Raw genomic sequence first — 19707 nt, 5'->3', positions numbered from 1 at the left:
TTAACTCGGGGGAAAAGACAATGAAAAATAATATAACAATGAGAGATATTGCCGACAAATTAGGTGTCAGTAGTGTAACAGTCTCAAAGGCGCTTAATGATAAAGACGGTGTTAGTGATGAACTAAAACAGAAAATAAAGGTCCTTGCTGAAGAAATGGGCTACCGTTATAATGCTTTAGCAAAGTCGATGAAAGAAGGACTATCGTATAACATTGGTGTTATCATTCCAGAACGCTTTGCAGGTATGGACCATCAATCTTTTTATTTAAATGTATACCAAAGCATTACGAGGGTATTAGAATCACATGAATATTATGGAATTCTTCATATTTTAAATAGTAAGGATGAAAAACAGCTGCAATTGCCGCGAATTTACCATGAAAAAAAGGTAGATGGCTTTATTATCCTCGGACAGATAAGTAAAGAGTATATAGAAAAGATTGAAAGCATCGAATTGCCAAAGGTATTTTTAGATTTCTACGATGAACATGCAGACATTGATTCTGTTGTAACAGACAATTTTAATGGTGCCTATGAAATGACGAATTACCTCATTCAAAACGGACACCGTGAGATAGGCTATGTAGGGAATTTATATTCAACGAGCAGTATACAGGACCGCTTTTTGGGCTATTATAAATCATTACTAGAGCATAATTTGAAGCTGAATGAAACGTATATTTTAGATGATCGTGATGAGCATGGTTCATATATTGATATCAAAATCCCGGATCAAATGCCTACAGCCTTCGTGTGTAACTGTGACCAAGTTGCACATAATCTCATTCAAAAGTTAACGAAATTAGGAATTAATGTTCCAGATGACTGCTCAGTTGTCAGCTTTGATAATGATGTGTATGCAACGATTACTTCTCCAGGATTAACAACTGTCGAAGTAGATATTGAAGAAATGGCCTCACATGCAGTGAATTTCATTCTTGCTAAAATTAAAGATGAAACAAAATCATTTGGAAGAGTATTAGTAAAAGGAAAAATAGTATATCGAAATTCAGTAAAAAAAATAGGGTGACTCAGGAAGGGGCTGGCCATCCGATAGACACAGGTATATAGAAAGCTAACCTCATCATTAGTCTATATATATCGTTTGCGGGGCCATTAGTCTTTTGTTTTGAGCCACCTTCTTTTTTGTAAGTACTAATTTTGAACGGAGCCGCTGCTTATTTGGAAAACAGTCTCGTATAAAAATATACTTGCCTTCGTTTTATCATTCGTTCCTTCCTTGATATAATGAAGTGAAACTTAGTATAAGACATTAATGAAAAAGGTAGAGAAAAGAATGAATAGTAAAATCGTTATATTTTTTCAATATCTATATAAATATTTCCTCGTAAGTTTTTATTTTTGGATTTATTTATTGAAAGGGCTTGTTGTCTATAGCTTAGTACCTGCGATTTCCTCGTTATTTAGCGTATTGCGCGATATTAATATGGGAGTTGACGATGAAACAGGCAAGACGGTAAAACAGCTTTATAAGCAGACTTTCGACAAATATAAAGAAAGTAAGCTTACATCCTTTATTTATACATTTATCCTGATTATTCTTTATACGGGGCTTTTCTTTTTCAATAAACAACAAAGTCAATTTTCGCTTATGCTGACGATTTTGTTTATCTATTTTTTAGCGATGGCTTTACTGATGTTAACTTATTCATCAGTCTTTCTATCGTTTAAGAATATGAAAATAAAAGACGCCAATATGTTTGCGTTTGTAACGATTATTAAAAATATTGTAGGGACAGTAGCTATTTTAGTTGTCGTTGGCGTTGTGTACTTTATAGCTGATTATAATTTCCTAGCGTTTATTATTTTTGGACCGTTTATTTACGGATTAGGGGTTATTTTTTCGCTATATAAATTAATCGAGGAATAAATTTTATTTAAGGGTAACTCATGGGATGTTGTATTTCCGTATGAGTTACCCTTTTGGATTTTTTATAAGCTGAATATTCCAATTTGCTTTAGAAAAAATAAAGGATGTATCTAAACTACCGATTAAGAAGATATGATAATCAAATTTTTCATTTATTATTCAGTCTTTTACTGATGTTGGTGCTGGAGCTAATGTTTAGGTAAATAGGATGAATGCTTTGTAGAGTTTAGTAATAATGAAACTTAACGTTAACTTAAAAAAGTCGAAAGTATGATTGTTAATATTGTGTTTTTTTACTGAGAAAGTCATTTTTCTTTCCCCTCTTTCTTGAGTTATTTTTTCTTTTAATAATTATGGGAGATGTTTTGGAATTTCAGTGAAATTAAAGGTTTATATAGCATATATAATGTATTTAATTACCTTAATTTTCATACCTGTAACTTTTTTAAAAAATTCGTCGAAAAGTTGTTGACAAGAAAGCGTTACCATCATACAATTAATTTGTAACCTATACGGTAACTTAAAATTAACGAAATAAAGAGAGGGGTCAAAAGCATGAAAAAAGGTAAATTATTAAGTTTACTTATGGTCATGATGTTAGTTGTTCTTGCAGCTCTTTCAGGGTGTGGCAATAATAAAGAAGGCTCTAATAGTGAGGGTGGAACACAAGAGGCAGATACTAGCTGGAAGGACAAAGATCCGAAAGATATTAAAGGGGAAATCACAGTTATTAACCAAAGAACAGATATTATTGATACTGTTTTTCCTGAGTATGAAAAAGAATTCCAAAAGAAATATCCAAATGTTGAAGTGAACTTTGAAGCATTAACTGATTACGGCGGTCAAATTACTCCGCGTATGAATACGCAAGATTACGGTGATGTATTACTTATCCCAACACAAGTTCCAATTAAAGATATTCCTAACTTCTTCGAGCCACTAGGTAAATTAGAAGATATGGAAAAGGATTATATGGGTGTTGAGGAAAGAGCTGTTGATGGAACAGTTTATGGTATTCCAATTGCAGTAACTTATACTGGTGTTGTTTACAACAAAAAAGTATTTGAAGAAGCTGGCATTACAGAAACGCCAAAAACAATGGATGATTTCTTAGCTGCTTTACAAAAAATTAAAGATAACACAGACGCTATTCCTTTATATACAAACTATGCTGCTGGTTGGCCGTTAACTCAATGGGAAGGTGCTTTCACAACTGTAGCTGGAGATGCTGCATACTACAACCAAACAATGGTTAATGAAAAAGATCCGTTCGTTAAAGGAAAACCGCAATATGAATTATGGAAGCTTATGTATGATGTTGCTAACAAAGATTTAATTGAAGAAGATCCGTTAACGACTGACTGGGAAACTTCTAAGGCTATGATAGGTAAAGGTGAAATCGGAACAATGGTATTAGGTTCATGGGCAATCGACCAAATCAAAAGTGTTTCTGAAAACCCAGATGATATCGGTTATATGCCATTCCCGACAAATGCCGACAAAGTTATCTTCCCACTTGGTGCTGACTTCCAAATTGGGGTTAACAAAAACAGTGAAAACAAAGAAGCTGCTTTAGCATGGGTTGATTGGTTTATTCATGAATCAGGATACTCAGTTGAACAAGCTGGTGGTATCAGTGCAGCGAAAGATGTTCCACTTCCAGAAGAATTAAAACAATATGAAGAACAAGGTGTTACTTTCGAACTTCTTACACCTGCTAAAGAAGGTCAAGAAGGATTGCTTGATAAGATTGACAAAGAAGCAGAAGTTGGTTTATGGCTTGAGGATACACCAAAACGTATCGTAGAAGCTGCAATCGGTAACCGTGATGAGTCATTTGACGATATCATGAAAGAGCTTAATGCTGATTGGAATGAGGCATACGATAAAGTAACTGCTGAATAATCAATATGTCATTGATTGCAAGAAAAGTGCGCTTAGCACTTTTCTTGTCTTTCATAACAAGAAAGAATAAAAAGCGTTATGGATGAATGTTCATTGCTGCGTTTGTTAACTCTACTATGGTGTTGATCACCGCCAAAAATTTCTACCTTTTTTTAATAAACTACTTAATTAAGATTATTTTTTATTTCTACCGGGAGGTGTAGTCCGTGTTTAAATTTTCAAACCTATCATATGATGCGCAACGACGGATCTTAATTTTTCTATTCTCGCTTGTGCCGGTAGCGTTGCTTATTACGTTTGCGTATGTACCAGTTGTAAATATGTTCTACTATAGTTTCACTGAGTGGAATGGATTCAGTGAAAAAGAATTCATCGGCTTCCAAAACTATATTGACATTTTTACAGATCCTGAATACTTTGTCGTGTTTAAAGTGAGTTTATATTATTTTGCCGCTACATTCGTGCAAATGGGATTAGCGTTATACTTTGCGACGATTTTAACGTTTAATGTTCGATTCAAAAACTTTTTCAAGGGTGTTATTTTTTTCCCTTATTTATTAAATGGTGTAGCAATTGGGTTTATGTTCTTATTTTTCTTCAGACCAGAGGGTACGTTGGATACAGTGTTAAATGCAATTGGTCTCGGAGGGATAATAACACAATGGTTAGGTAATCCTGACGTCATTAACATTTCCCTTGCAGGAACATCTGTATGGAGATATATGGGCTTTAACTTTATTATTTTCCTTGGAGCAATTTCCTCTATTCCTAAGGAAGTCTATGAAGCTGCAGAAATTGACGGTGCAAATAGATGGCATCAGTTTAGATATATTATCTTACCAAGTATTAGAAGAATCATAGAATTAAACTTAATTCTAGCGATTAGTGGTGCTTTATCGGCTTTCGAAATTCCGTATATTATGACTGGTGGATCAAACGGAAGTAAAACGTTTGTAATCCAAACTGTTGATATTGCTTTTAAATATGGAAAGATCGGTTTAGGTTCTGCAATGGCGGTTGTTCTAATGATTATTGTTATTATTGTAACTGTCATCCAGAAAAAGTTTTCAAAGGAGAGTGACTAAAATGTATAAACTAAAATATACACTAGGTAGTATAGGGAAATACGCTTCATTGCTTTTGGGGGCTTTTGTAGCGTTGCTTCCGATTGTTGTCGTATTTTTCGCCTCCTTTAAAACGAGTGATGAATACACAAGTACAGGTCCTCTTACACCGCCTGAAAATTGGTTAAACTTTGAAAACTACACACGTGCTTTTACTGAAGGGAATATGTTAATGGGATTTGCGAACACGGCGTTTATATTAGTTCTTTCTATTATAGGTGCTACATTAACTGGTTCGATGATTGCTTTTGTTTTACATCGTTTCAAATTTAGAGGAAGCAAATTATTGATGGGAGCATTTTTGCTTGCGACATTAATTCCTGCGGTTACAACACAGGTTGCAACCTTCCAAATTATTAATGATATGGGCTTATTTAATACTAGATGGGCAGCAATTATTTTGTATATGAGCACAGATATTATCGCTGTTTATATTTTCCTGCAATTTATGGATTCGATTTCAGTTTCTCTTGATGAATCTGCCATGCTAGATGGGGCGTCTTACTTTACGATTTTCCGTAAAATTATTCTTCCGTTACTTAAACCAGCAATTGTGACGGTTATCATCGTTAAAGGTGTTAATGTCTATAACGACTTTTATACAGCCTTTCTGTATATGCCGAAAACAGAACTGCAGGTTATATCAACTGCGCTATTTAAATTTAAAGGACCCTATGGTTCACAATGGGAAGTTATTTGTGCGGGAATTATGATTGCAATCATTCCGACATTAATTGCATTTCTAACATTGCAGAAGCATATTTACAATGGTATGGCTGGATCAGTTAAGTAAATAATGATGCTTGATGGGGGACTGATTTGATTACAAGGTCAGTCCTTTTTTTGAGAGGGTTTTTCGGGAAGTCCATTTACACTTGCTTGATAGTACCGGAAATCACCTCAGAACTTTGGTATGAATGAAATTTTAAATAACAAAGATTGCGGAAACGCTAAAAATAAAAATGATTAGCTCCAGCGTTAAGACAGATAGAACGCTTGTGCATCTTTAGGAATAAGGAGCTGTGTAAAATGGAATTTATTAAAGGGTTTACTTTTGGTTGGATGAGTAGAAAAGGAGATTTTAAGAAGCCTGAAGCTAAGGAATCTTTAAGGCTCTTAAAAGAAAGAACGAATACAGATTACGTAATTATTTCATTAGCTGCATTGCAAGATGGTGCTCATACGACAGTCGTCGATTATACGGGTGACCATATGGTAGCTGACGAAGAATTAATAGATATGATTAATTATGCAAGAGAGCTTGGATTAAAGGTGATTTTAAAGCCGACTGTCAATTGTAAGGATGGTACGTGGAGAGCACATATTAACTTTTTTGATTTGGATGTTCCTTGTGAGCCGAAATGGAAGGATTGGTTTAAAAGCTACACTGAGTACCAAATGCATTATGCAAAGATCGCTCAAGATACAAAATGTGAAATGTTTATTGTAGGTTGTGAAATGGTTCAAACAGAACGTAGAGAAAAAGAATGGCGAGCTTTAATTGAAGAGGTTCGAACAGTTTATGCTGGCCCGATCACGTACAATACGGATAAATATCAGGAAGGAAATGTGAAGTGGTGGGATGCGGTTGATGTCATTTCATCAAGTGGATACTATCCTATTGATGATTGGGAAAACCAATTAGAACGAATTGAAAACATTATTAAACCATATAATAAACCATTTTTCTTTGCTGAGGCGGGATGTCCGAGTCGTTCGAATTCTCCTTATGTACCTAATGATTGGGGGCTAGAAGGAGAAACGGATATGAAAGCGCAAGAAGCGTACTATAAAGTCATGTTTGAAAAAGCGGGTCAGAAAGAATGGGTTCGTGGCTTTGGTTTATGGGATTGGAAAGCGCTGCTTCATAAGGAAGAAGAGGCGGAGCAAAATGATGATTATGCTGTATACGGAAAACCGGCAGAAAAGGTTATTAAAGAATTTTATGCCGCTAAATAAGTAGAAGTTTACGAGAATTAACTAATTGTTAGTATTAAAAGGGATTTGCAAGATAAAAAGGGTATGGACCGTGACAAGGTACTACCCTTTTTTAAAATTATTTTTGTTAGCTATTTACTTATTTTTGTTATTGTAATAAAGTTGAGTTATGATAACAAAAATAATAACAGAAATAACAAAAGGAGTTAAATCGTAATTATTAGATCTATCAACCATAAACAGCTCAAAAAGCAACGAAATTTACGGAAATAGCCAAAGAAAATGCCGATGTTAGATTTGAATTTAGCAATAGAGATAATCTAACAAAATAACAAATATAACTTAGGGGTGAAATGGGTATGAAAAAATTAGATTTAAATGGCTCGTGGAAAATGAAGAGTGTAAATGATACAGAATGGTTAGAAGTAACTGTTCCAGGGTCTGTTATGAATGATCTGCTTTCACATGGAAAAATTGATGATCCGTTTTACCGTGATAATGAGGGTTATGCGTATGACATTGCATCAAAGGATTATCAATACACGCGTACCTTTGAAGCGGATAATAAGCTATTAACCTACGAACATATAATAATCCGTTTTGATGGTCTTGATACAATTTCCACAATTAAAGTAAACGGACATTTGATAGCGAATACAAACAATATGCACCGTACGTATGAGTTTGACGTGAAGCCATATATAATAGTAGGAAAAAATCAAATAGAGGTTACCCTTCATTCACCAATTCAATATATTACTGAGAAACAAAAGGAAATAAAGTTATGGGGAGTAACGGATGCAATCGAAGGTTTCCCGCATATTCGGAAGGGACATAGTATGTTTGGCTGGGATTGGGGTCCACAAATTCCGGATTTAGGAATATGGAGAAACGTCTCAATTCTTGCATGGAACACAGGAAGAATTGAGGACGTATACATTACTCAAGACCATCGGGAAAATGAAGTAGGTTTAAATGTCCGAATTCAAGCTGAGAAGAAGGAACAGGATAAGCTTACAGCAAGAGTAAAGGTAACAGATCCGACAGGTGAAATTATCGAAATTCGTGAACAAGCAATGAATGGATCTGAGGAGAACATAGCGATAGATGTAAAGAATCCACAGTTATGGTGGCCAAACGGTTATGGAGATCAGCCTTTATATCTAGTTGAGGTTACTACCTTAGATGAAGAAGGTATCATTGATGAAAAAACATTTACGATCGGACTTCGTACCATTACTGTTAAGCATGAGCCAGACCAATGGGGAAAATCATTTGAATTTGTAGTGAACGGACTTCCTATTTTTGCAATGGGAGCAAATTATATTCCTGAGGATAATCTATTACCGAGAAATTCTGCTGAACGAACTGAGACATTAATTAACGACTGTGTTGAAGCAAACTTTAATATGATCCGTGTATGGGGTGGTGGAATTTACCCAGAGGATTATTTCTTTGATATATGTGACCGAAAAGGACTAATTGTATGGCAAGATTTTATGTTTGCATGCAGTATGTATGATTTAAATGATGAGTTTAGGGAAACGGTAGAACAAGAAGTAATCGATAATATGAAACGAATTCGACACCACGCAAGTCTTGGAATTTGGTGTGGCAATAATGAGGTTGAAGAAGCTTGGGTTCATTGGGGAGATATGCCTGATGATGATTATAAGCATAAAGCGGATTATATTAAGCTTTTTGAATTTATTATTCCTGAGCTTGCAAAAAAATATGACCCACAAACATTCTATTGGTCTTCATCACCTTCTTCTGGTGGCGGCTTTAATGAACCGCGTAATCCGAATGAAGGGGATATGCATTATTGGGAAGTGTGGCATGGCTTAAAGCCTTTTTCAGAATATGAAAAATTCCATTTTAGATTTTGTTCAGAATTTGGCTTTCAATCCTTCCCAGCGATGAAAACGATCGAAACATTCACAGAGCCTGAAGATCGCAATATTTTTTCTTATGTGATGGAGAAGCATCAAAAAAATGGAGCAGCTAATGGGAAAATTCTCTTCTATTTATCAGAAAACTTCCTTTATCCAAAGGATTTCGATTCACTCCTTTATGCTTCACAATTATTGCAGGCAGAAGCAATTAAATATGGTGTAGAGCATTGGCGAAGAAACCGTGGACGCTGCATGGGTTCCCTCTATTGGCAGCTAAATGACTGCTGGCCGGTAGCTTCTTGGTCAAGTGTGGACTACTTTGGACGCTGGAAGGCATTACACTATTTTGCGAAAAAATTCTATTCACCAATTCTTCTTTCTTTAAGAGAAGATGGTTCGAATGTAGAAATACATGTAACAAATGAAACAAAAGAAACCGTCAATGCGCGAATAGAGTGGAAATTGCGGAAAAACACATCCGATGTTTTACAGGAAGGTACAGTTATAGCGGAGATTAATGGATTAAAAGCAAATCTATGTGAAACACTTTCCTTTGAGAAGCTATTAACGAAGGAAAATCGAAGAAACACATATGTTGAATGTACATTATTCGTTAATGATGAGGAAATTTCCAGCACGACGTTATTATTTGTGAAACCAAAGCATTTTAACTTTTTAAACCCAGAACTCACATTTGCAGTAAATGAAACTAGTGAGACATTTGAGATTTCGATAAACGCACATGCATTTGCAAAATACATTGAGTTGGATTTGAAATCAGCAGATTGCAAGTTCAATGATAATTATTTCGATCTTTCCAAAGGTACTACGAAAACAATTACGGTTAAAAAAGAGAGCTTAAGTAAAGCGCTTGATCTTGCACAGTTTAAACAAGAGCTTTCAATTCGCAGTGTATATGATATCGCATAAGTGAAAGCTAATTCAAATATGGCCCCTAGGTGGAGTGAGTTAAAAGCATGGCTAAGAAAGTAACAATGCAACAAATAGCAGATTACTTAGGTGTATCAAAGTTTGTTGTTTCCAGAGCCTTATCTGGAAAGGAAGGGGTAAATTCTGCTACAAGAGAAAAAGTATTCCAGGCTGCTGCAAAGCTTGGATACTTTTCTCAAAAAAATCAAAAGCTGGATGAACCTCAAGCAATTGCTCTCAACCAGTCATTAGAATCTGCTCAACAGAAAAATAAGGTTGTTTTAGTTCTAATGCCAAATATTCGTTTTCAAAATAAGGAATCTAGATATTGGGGGCGAATACTAGATGGAATTAGTGAAAGCCTTGAAGGTATCGGTACAGGAATGGTTGTTTTAACAGAAAACAATGTTGAAAGCCTAGAAAATGTCGTAAATCCTAAGGGGCTTTTTGGTGTCATCAGCATCGGTGTTGTTTCTACTACTTTATTACTCGAAGTACACCATTTGGGGATTCCATTAATTATGGTTGATTATGAGGAGCCGTTAATTCCAAGTGATACCGTTTTCAATAATAGCTTTGATAGCAGCTATCAATTAACGACTCATTTAATTGGCTTAGGACATAGACGGATTCAATTTATTGGAAATATCAACTATTCACGTAGCTTTTACGATCGATGGCTTGGGTATCGGAGTGCACTTGAAAAAAACGGGCTACCTGTATTAAATAACACGATTGATTATGAGGAAGATGAGATTTTATCGAAAGAAAAAATCAAAAAATGGATTAACAACCTAAGTAAAACATCCATGCCAACAGCAATTGTTTGTAGCAATGATAATATGGCAATGCAAATGATTACCGTTTTACAGGAATGTGGTTTGAACGTCCCAAAGGACATATCGGTCACAGGCTTCGATAATATGGAGTTTTCTTATGCGATCTCACCAACGATAACAACGGTTGATATTGCGAAAAAAGGGCTTGGCATGCGAGCGGTTGACATGTTGATGCGACGAGTAAGGGAAAAAGACACACCATTTGAAAAGGTATTATTAAGCGGTTCGATTTTATTACGTGAATCAACTGCATCTATAGAAAAATCATAACTTATCTCATGCTGAATGGAGAGAAGAACATTGTCATACATACCAAAAGAAAATCGTTATGAACAGATGCGATATAATTACCTAGGAAAAAATGGTTTGAAAGTTCCAGCTATTTCCTTAGGTCTTTATCGAAATTTCGGAGATACGGATGATTTTGCTGCTGCTAAGAAAATGATTACGACTGCTTTTGATCTCGGAATCACTCATTTTGACCTCGCAAATAATTATGGTGAGCCTTCAGGAAGTGCGGAAATAAATTTTGGGAGAATTCTAAATGAGGAGCTATCTAACTATCGTGATGAATTATTAATCGCAACTAAAGCGGGATATGATATGTGGCCTGGTCCATATGGGGAATGGGGCTCAAGGAAGTACATGCTTTCAAGCTTAGACCAAAGTCTTAAACGATTAAAGCTTGATTATGTAGACATTTATTATTCACATCGCTATGACCCACAAACTCCATTGGAGGAAACAGTTGGGGCATTAGATACCGCTGTTAGACAAGGGAAAGCTTTATATGTAGGTGTTTCGAATTATCCTGCTGACGTTACGCGTAAGGTAATTAAGCTTTTTAAGGAATTAAAAACACCGTTTGTTTCACATCAGCCAAATTACTCGATGTTTCTAAGAGATGCTGAGAATGAGCTATTCAACGTGTTAGATGAAGGAGGCATTGGAGCAATCGTATTCCAGCCTTTATATCAAGGACTCCTTTCAACAAAATACGTTCAAGGTATTCCAAATGATTCACGCGTAGCAAAGGGTGTTGATTCGATATCAGCAGAGCAGGTGACAAAAGAACGGATCGAAAAGGTCCAAAAATTAAAAGCGATTGCAGCAGAAAGAAATCAATCTGTTGCTCAAATGGCAATTGCCTGGACATTGAGACATCAAGTTGTTGCCTCAGCATTAATTGGAGCAAGTAAAACAGAACAAGTTATTGAAAACGTAGGTGCATTGGACAACCTCTCGTTTACATTCGAAGAGCTTCAAGCGATTGATAATATTTTAGGAACATTCGGTTAAAGGTTGGGAGATAAAGCATGAATATCGATATGCTTTTAACGGATCTAAAACATATATGTGCTTAAGCTTCAAACTCGTTGATTTTGTTTATTTATTAGTACTAAGCATTAAATCAAGAATTTTTGCTACATCTTGCTGATAAACCATTACAAAGATTTTCTAAAAGATATGGAAATGTCTCGTTAGCATCGAAAACAGATACATCTGTTGCATAAGAAAGCATGAGGTATCAAGGAGGGAACAAAATGAAGGAAATATTTGTGAAAGGAATGACGTATGGCTGGAATACGTCGCGTGGTGCCTATCGAACTCCTGAAGCAGTCGAATCATTAGAGAAATTAAAGGAAACAGGTACTGAATGGATCGCATTATCATTTTTCACGTACCAAAATACCTTTTCGTCAACAGACATTACCTTTGATTATGGCTATACAATGACGGATCGAGACATTGAATTTGCTGTGAAAAAGGCGAAGGAGCTCGGAATGAAGGTTTGTTTAAAGCCTGTCGTCAATTCGAAGGATGGGCTATGGAGAGCGAGAATTACTTTTCCTGAGGATGCAACAGAATATTGGAATAAATGGTTTACTTCCTATACGAATTTTCTCGTACACTATGCTGAGCTTGCTGAGGAGCTCGGCTGTGAAATGTTCTGTATTGGGTGTGAGATGATCGGAACAGAATCACGAACAAAGCAATGGGAAACGGTGATTGAGAAGGTAAGAGAAGTTTATCATGGTCCTATTATTTATAATGCAAATCATGGAAAAGAAGAAGGTGTCGAGTGGTTCGATAAAGTCGACATTATTGGTACAAGCGCATATTATCCAGTTGCTGAAAAGCCTGGGGACAGTGAAGAAACGATGATGAAAAATTGGGAAAAGGTCAAAGGGAATTTACTCAAGCTTCATGAGAAATTTAATAAGCCAATTCTGTTTATGGAAATTGGCTGTCGAAGTGCAGAAGGCTGTGCAACAATGCCGTGGGACTTTGAACATATTGAGCTTCCGTTTAGTGAGGAGGAACAAGCCAATTTCTATAGCTCTGTTATGAAGGTATTCTGGGATGAGCCTTGGTTTGCAGGTTTTTTCTGGTGGGATTGGAGCACGAAGCTTTACCCGATTGAGGAAGCAAAAACAAATACTTACTTTGACATTTATGGCAAAAAGGCAGAAAAGGTAGTCAAAGAGTGGTATGCAAAACAAAGATAATCAAGGGGTGATAGATAAAATGAAAGTGTTATTTATCGGTGATAGTATTACGGAATGGGGAAGACATGGAGACCCTGAGGATATCGGTACTGGCTATGTTCGTCTTATTCATGATTACTTCGTTACTTTATATCCAAATAAGCAATTTACATTTCTAAATCGAGGTGTTGGGGGAAATCGCATAACAGATTTAGCGGAAAGATGGCAGCAGGATGCAATTGCTCCTAATCCAGATGTTATTTCGATTTCAATTGGCATTAACGATGTTTGGCGACAAATCGATCACCCAGAAATGGAACAAGTAAGTGTGAAGCAATTTGAACATCTATATGTTGACCTGTTAACACAAGTAAAAGAAAAAACAAATGCGAAGATCATTCTTATGGAGCCGACCGTTATTGATGAGGATGTAGAATCCCGTGGTAATCAATTACTACCTAACTATGTTGCGGTCATTCGTAAGGTTGCTCAACAATTTGACGCAACTTTAGTTCCTACACATAGAGCTTTTATTGATTATTTAAAAGCAAACAATGGATACAAATTAACAACAGACGGAGTTCATATGAATTCTACTGGCAATATGCTAATGGCAACAACATGGATTCAAGCAGCAGGCGAACGATTAAAATAATCATCAACATAGGAGGCTAGAAAAATGGCAATTGTACAATTTTCTAAAGATATGAAATGGGGAGCAGCAACTGCATCCTATCAAATTGAAGGTGCAGCTTTTGAAGATGGAAGAGGCTTGTCTATTTGGGATACGTTTTCACATACACCTGGAAAAGTAAAAAATGGGGATAACGGTGATGTTGCATGTGATAGCTATCACCGTTATGAAGAAGATATTGAAATTTTAAAGGACTTAGGTGTAGATGTTTACCGATTCTCCGTTGCATGGCCACGTATTTTCCCACATGGAACAGGTGAAATCAATCAAAAGGGCTTAGAATTCTATCATAAGTTTGTTGATAAATTACTAGAAGCAGGAATTGAACCAATGTGTACTCTATACCATTGGGATCTTCCACAAGCATTACAGGACAAAGGTGGTTGGGCTAATCGCGAAACGATTGACGCATTTGTTGCATATTCTGAAACAATGTTCAAAGAATTCGCGGGAAAAATCAAACATTGGATTACGCTAAATGAACCATGGTGTATTTCATTTCTATCAAACTACTTAGGAGAGCATGCGCCTGGAAACAGAGATCTTCAATTAGCGGTTGATATTTCACATAACCTCCTTGTAGCGCATGGTAAAACAGTTAAAGCATTTAGAGCGTTAAATATTGAAGGTGAAATCGGCTTTGCACCAAACACAACTTGGATGGAGCCATATAGCAATAAACAGGAAGATATCGATGCTTGTCGCCGTGAAATTGCATACTTTGTGGAGTGGTTTATGGACCCTGTATTCAAAGGAGAATATCCGCAATTCATGGTTGACTGGTTTAAGGCAAAAGGTGCTGAACTTCATATTGAAGAGGGTGACTTAGAAACAATTCACCAACCGATCGATTTCCTAGGTATCAACTATTACAACGGCCAGGTGGCACGCTACAAAGAAAACAGCGGCTTATTTGATTCAGAAGGAATCGACATGGGCTACGAACGTACAGATATCGGCTGGCCTGTATTCCCTGAAGGCTTCTATAAGGTGTTAACATATATTACAGAACGCTATGGTCAAGTGCCGATCTACATCACGGAAAATGGCTCATGCTACAATGACGAGCCTGAAAACGGACGCGTAAAAGATGAGCGTCGCATTAAATATTTAAAACAACACTTAACAGCTTTAAGCCGCAGCATCGAATCCGGCGTTAATATTAAAGGCTACTTAACATGGTCACTTATGGACAATTTCGAATGGGCAGAGGGCTATAGCAAGCGCTTTGGTATCGTTCACGTCAACTATAGAACTTTAGAGCGGACAAAAAAAGACAGCTTTTACTGGTTTAAGCACACAATTGCGAATGGATTTTTCGAAAACGAATATTAATATAGTTTAGGAGGAGGGTGACTTAATAGGGGCAGCCTCAGGTATATAGTAAACTAACTTAATCATCAGTCTAAATATTATGTTCGAGGGGTCTGAACCTTTGGGTTTCAGGACACCCTCTTTTTTTGTAGTAACCGACATATAAACAAAAAAGAGAGTGACTTAGAAAAATAGCTGTATTTGATAGTAACGATGAAAAATAAAAACCTAAAAAGATAATTTTCCTTATAACTAGTCAATGTTTAAACCTTCATTAAATTGGTCATACTAAAAACAGAATCTATTTCATTAGCAATCGGGAATTTCGATAGATTTTAACAAAAAAACTATACTAATGATGACATTATGTAGTATGATACCGTTATCATGAAAAGTTTATAGTAACAAATACCTGCTATTTTTTTACACTAGTAATCACTATAAATATATGTTAGAGTTTTATAGTGGCTAAATAAGTAAAATTTTAGGGGCTTCTGTTATATTTGAAATATAATTGTAATATTAAAAACATATTTTTGTCACTTTTTGATGATATACTTCTAATTGTGACATAAATAAGAAAATAGTATTGGATATTTTAATAAAAAATCATTTTATAGATACATAGGAGCAGATTATGGATAAGAATTGGAAAGTAGGGAAGAGAATGTCGAATAAGAAACTAGTTGTCATGAATTTGGCTGTCATGATTGGATTAGGTAGTTCATTTGCTATTCCTTCAGCAAAAGCTGAAACGGCGTCTGAAATCCAGCAAGAGCGTTCACAAGTTCAAGCAAATATACAAAACGCTGAACAGGAACTAAAAAAGGTTCAAGAGGAACTTGCTAGACTAAATGAGCAAGCAAAATCTGTTGACCAAGCAATTAGCGAGAACAATAAAAAGATGAAAGAAATTGAAGCACAAATTACAGCTGCAAATGCTGAAATTAGTAAGCTTGAAACAGAAATCGCAGATTTAGAAGAGACAATTAAAAATCGCACTGAGATCTTAAAGCAACGTGCTATCTCCTACCAACATAGTGGAGGAAATGTCGATTACTTAGAAGTATTAGTTGGTTCTTCTAGTTTCGGTGATTTCGTTAATCGTGCAATTGCAGTTGGCAAAATTGTTGAAGCTGATAACGAATTATTACAACAGCATGAAGCTGACCAAAAATCTGTAAAAGAAAAACAAGCAGCTAAAGTGAAAAAGTTAGAAGAGCTAACAGACATGAAAGCTGAAATTGAAGGTATTCAAGAAACAGTTAAAGACCAAAAGAAGCAAAATGACGAATTAAAAGCTAAACTTAAAGATGAAGAGTCTGCTAAGGTACTTGCAAAACAAAGCTTAGAGCAAAAGGATCAATCATTAGCATTACAAGAATCTACTTTAAAAGCTGCAGAAGAAGCAGCAAAAGCTGCACAGGCTTCACAAGATTCACAGGCTACTAATTCAAATTCAAGCAGTAATTCTAGTGATAATTCCGATGCTAGCTCTTCAAAATCTAGCACAGAATCTAATTCTACAGAATCAGATTCAAAGTCTAGTAAGAAAGAAACGACTGTAGCATCAACACCTGTCAATCCAAATGGAACTGTTCAGGACTTAATTTCTGCAGGCTATAAATATATCGGCAATTCTGTTTATGTATTCGGTGGCGGAAGATCTGCATCTGATATTGCAAATGGACGTTTTGACTGTTCAGGATTCGTAGCTTGGGCATTCTCAACTGTAGGTGTTAATGTTGGTGCAAGCACAGATTCTCTTAAAAACACAGGTACTCGCGTTCCAGCAAGCCAAATGCAACCAGGAGATATGGTCTTCTTCGATACGTATAAAAAAGATGGACATGTTGGTATCTATGTTGGTGGCGGTAAGTTTATCGGATCACAAAGCTCAACTGGTGTAGCTATTGCAAATATGAAAAGTGGATACTGGGCACAAAAATTCAACGGTCGCGTTATGCGTGTGAATTTATAATATGAAGTCTATTAAGGGCTAGGTGTAAACCTAGTCCTTTTTATATGATTCCAGACTAACTGTTTACCATCTTAATAAATCCTCAAAGATGACCATTTTATGACTATTTGCCAGCCTCATTTATAGTTGTAATTTTTATTCCCTACTTATAATACGAATAAACATATAAAAAGGTTGCAAGTTTTAAATAAAAAATTTATTTTTTATTCTTTAACAAAATGAAACAACTCTATGACAAACGTTGACAGGTGATTTATCCTAGACTATGATAAAAAAGTCATATAATGATTTTAAAAATTAATAGAATAAAAATAGGTTGATAGATTTAGCTGTCTATCATGAAAAGGGAAGACCGGTGTGAATCCGGCGCGGTCCCGCCACTGTAAATGGGAGCTCTTTTACAGATATACCACTGTTGTTTAATGGGAAGGTTGTAAAGTGAGTGTTGATCATAAGCCAGGAGACCTGCCTATTTTTTGTCATCAATAACCTACGCGGATAGGGATGATGTTTGAGAACAAAGAAGTAGATAGCTCTTATCTATATATCGTTGTAACAAACACATCTCTGCATAGGGGTGTTTTTTTGTTGCATTGCTTTCTTTAAGTTAAGAAAGGGAAAACATATAAAGGAGGAGTTATTCTTTGAACAAACAATACTTGTCACAACGGTTTATTGCTATTTTTATGATTATGTTACTTGCAATCTTTCAAGTTGTTTCGTTTACTCCACAAAACGTTGAAGCAGCATCGTTAGAAAACGGAGCAACAATTTCAGCTGTTGACCACAATGGAGAGGCAGTTTTACCTTTAACAGCTGTAAATATAAAGGAAGGACAAACTGCATATGATGTACTTAAGGAAATAACAGAAGCGAAAGATATTCCATTAGATGCACCAATAGATCCGACATACGGACCATTTATAAATAATATAGGGAATGTTACATTACCTGCAGGGCAATATTGGACGCTCAGTATTAATGGTGAACCTGCTACAGTAGGAGCTGATGGCTATTCTGTAAAAAATGGTGATAGCCTTCTCTTTAAAGTGTCAGGCTATCCATATGAACAGGTTGATGTGACAGTATCAGCAATCGATCAAAAGGGAAATAAAATACTTGATGAAACGGTATCCGTTTTTAAAGGTTCAAGTGGCTATGATGCAGTAAAGCTAGCAGGGAAATTAGCTAATGTCGAAGTAGATGCATCAATCGATTCAACTTGGTTTGCCTTTATAAATAATATAGGGAACACAGAGCTAGGTGAGACAGATTATTGGAGTGTTAATTTAAATGGTATTTCAATGATGGAAGGCCTTTCTTCATATATTCCTAAAAGTGGTGATCATATTGAATTAAGATTACCAAAGGTAGATGATGAAGGTTCAGGAGAGGAAGAGGAGCCAGATACAGGTAATGGGCTACCTGAAGAGGAAAGTCCAAATCCAACCCCAACCCCAGAACCAAATCCAGAACCACAACCTGAAGCTGACCCTGTCACAAAAGAAACAGTAAATGCTACTATCAATCATTTAGCTGACAAATATTTTACAACAAATGGTATTCAAGACCATATGACAGCAGTTGCTTTAAATATTGTTGGCGATGAATTACCAAAATCATATATAGAAGAGCTTAAAAAAGAAATAATTGATCGAGATGGTGTCTATAGAAATGTTACAGATTATGAGAAAATTGTTTTAAGCTTAACTTCTGCTAATGTAGATGCCAAAAGTTTTGTTGGCTATGATTTAGTAGAAAAAATTTATAATAATGAGCGGATGACTATTCAAGGAAATAACGGAGTTGCTTATGCATTAATTGCTCTTGACAGTGGGAATTATGAAATTCCAAGTAATGCAAAATGGACAAGAGAAGCTCTTGTTAAGTATTTATTAAATGAACAACTTGAATCTGGTGGCTGGTCATTAGCACCTAACAGTAAGGAAAGTATCGATATTACAGCTATGATCCTTACAGCATTAGCTCCATATCAAGACCAAGAAAATGTTAAGTCTGCAATTAATAAGGCAGTTGAGTGGATTGCTAATGAGCAGGATAATGATGGAGGATTTAGTGACGAATATAACGGTGGAGACGCCAGTGAAACAACTGCACAAGTCATTATTGGATTAACAGCTGTTGGTGTTGATCCAACAGGGGAACAGTTTACGAAGCAATCGACTGTAGAATCAGCTTCTAATCATATAAACCTAATTCAGCACCTTTTAACATTTAAGCAAGAAGATGGAGGGTTTGCTCATTTACTTGCTGATAATGAATCCGATTATATGGCAAGCACACAAGCGCTTTTAGCGTTATTAGCATATCAGGATTATCTAAATGAAGGAAAAAGCTCAATCTATCAATTTTCTCAACCAGATACAGAAGTAGTAGTACCTGAAGAGGATAGCGATAATAAAGTTGAGACACCAGCACCAGAGGCTCCAGTTGAGAATAACAAGCCTGTTCCAGCAACTGATAATGAAGCTTCAAACACCGATAATTCGAAAGTAAATCAGAATGAAGGAAATAGCAATGTAGAACTGTCACAAAAAGCGGAAGGACATCAGCTTCCAAATACAGCAACACCACTTTATAACTTAATTGTCATCGGTGTTGTTATTGCGGTTATAGGAACTGCTGTACTTATTTATACTAGACGTCGCTCGCAAAACGCTTAATAGAAATGCCCTCTTAATCCTT

At 35.9% G+C, this 19707-nt stretch carries 14 protein-coding genes and 1 riboswitch; all 14 genes read left to right on the top strand.

Annotation, left to right across the window (positions count from 1 at the left end; genetic code table 11):
- The first annotated feature begins 20 nt into the window (after positions 1-20).
- Entirely contained in the window at positions 21-1031 is a 1011-nt protein-coding gene (locus HU235_RS17505) for a substrate-binding domain-containing protein (protein WP_174881046.1), read from the top strand.
- A gap of 267 nt (positions 1032-1298) precedes the next feature.
- Complete coding sequence (locus HU235_RS17500; RefSeq protein WP_170944191.1) at positions 1299-1892, top strand: DUF624 domain-containing protein; 594 nt, start codon at positions 1299-1301, stop codon at positions 1890-1892.
- A 555-nt stretch (positions 1893-2447) separates the two neighbouring features.
- Positions 2448-3797, top strand: a complete 1350-nt coding sequence (locus HU235_RS17495; RefSeq protein ID WP_095297290.1) for an ABC transporter substrate-binding protein — start codon at positions 2448-2450, stop codon at positions 3795-3797.
- Positions 3798-4003: 206 nt separating this feature from the next.
- On the top strand, positions 4004-4882 hold the full coding sequence (locus tag HU235_RS17490; RefSeq protein ID WP_174881045.1) for a carbohydrate ABC transporter permease: 879 nt from the start codon (positions 4004-4006) through the stop codon (positions 4880-4882).
- A gap of 1 nt (position 4883) precedes the next feature.
- Positions 4884-5714 (top strand): carbohydrate ABC transporter permease, encoded by an 831-nt coding sequence (locus HU235_RS17485; RefSeq protein WP_174881044.1) that lies wholly within the window; start codon positions 4884-4886, stop codon positions 5712-5714.
- Positions 5715-5950: 236 nt separating this feature from the next.
- Positions 5951-6880: a glycoside hydrolase family 113 gene (locus tag HU235_RS17480; protein ID WP_095297296.1), complete on the top strand. Its 930-nt coding sequence runs from the start codon at positions 5951-5953 to the stop codon at positions 6878-6880.
- A gap of 338 nt (positions 6881-7218) precedes the next feature.
- Positions 7219-9684 (top strand): beta-mannosidase, encoded by a 2466-nt coding sequence (locus HU235_RS17475; protein ID WP_095297298.1) that lies wholly within the window; start codon positions 7219-7221, stop codon positions 9682-9684.
- 47 nt (positions 9685-9731) lie between these two features.
- Complete coding sequence (locus HU235_RS17470; protein WP_174881043.1) at positions 9732-10793, top strand: substrate-binding domain-containing protein; 1062 nt, start codon at positions 9732-9734, stop codon at positions 10791-10793.
- Positions 10794-10823: 30 nt separating this feature from the next.
- The gene (locus HU235_RS17465) at positions 10824-11822 is read left to right on the top strand and encodes an aldo/keto reductase (RefSeq protein WP_307190628.1); all 999 of its coding nucleotides are present in this window, start codon (positions 10824-10826) and stop codon (positions 11820-11822) included.
- Between the two features lie 245 nt (positions 11823-12067).
- Positions 12068-13033 carry a glycoside hydrolase family 113 gene (locus HU235_RS17460; protein ID WP_174881041.1) on the top strand — a complete coding sequence of 322 codons (966 nt, stop codon included), beginning with the start codon at positions 12068-12070 and terminating at the stop codon, positions 13031-13033.
- 19 nt (positions 13034-13052) lie between these two features.
- Positions 13053-13667 carry an SGNH/GDSL hydrolase family protein gene (locus tag HU235_RS17455; RefSeq protein ID WP_174881040.1) on the top strand — a complete coding sequence of 205 codons (615 nt, stop codon included), beginning with the start codon at positions 13053-13055 and terminating at the stop codon, positions 13665-13667.
- 24 nt (positions 13668-13691) lie between these two features.
- Positions 13692-15041 (top strand): GH1 family beta-glucosidase, encoded by a 1350-nt coding sequence (locus tag HU235_RS17450; RefSeq protein ID WP_174881039.1) that lies wholly within the window; start codon positions 13692-13694, stop codon positions 15039-15041.
- A 616-nt stretch (positions 15042-15657) separates the two neighbouring features.
- Entirely contained in the window at positions 15658-17001 is a 1344-nt protein-coding gene (locus tag HU235_RS17445; protein ID WP_174881038.1) for a C40 family peptidase, read from the top strand.
- Between the two features lie 296 nt (positions 17002-17297).
- Positions 17298-17488: riboswitch (cobalamin riboswitch) on the top strand.
- Positions 17489-17645: 157 nt separating this feature from the next.
- On the top strand, positions 17646-19685 hold the full coding sequence (locus HU235_RS17440) for a DUF4430 domain-containing protein (protein WP_174881037.1): 2040 nt from the start codon (positions 17646-17648) through the stop codon (positions 19683-19685).
- Positions 19686-19707: the final 22 nt, after the last annotated feature.

The sequence above is a fragment of the Metabacillus niabensis genome (genome assembly GCF_902829255.1).
Classification (GTDB): domain Bacteria; phylum Bacillota; class Bacilli; order Bacillales; family Bacillaceae; genus Metabacillus; species Metabacillus niabensis.
This window is presented reverse-complemented; position numbering and strand designations above follow the sequence as displayed.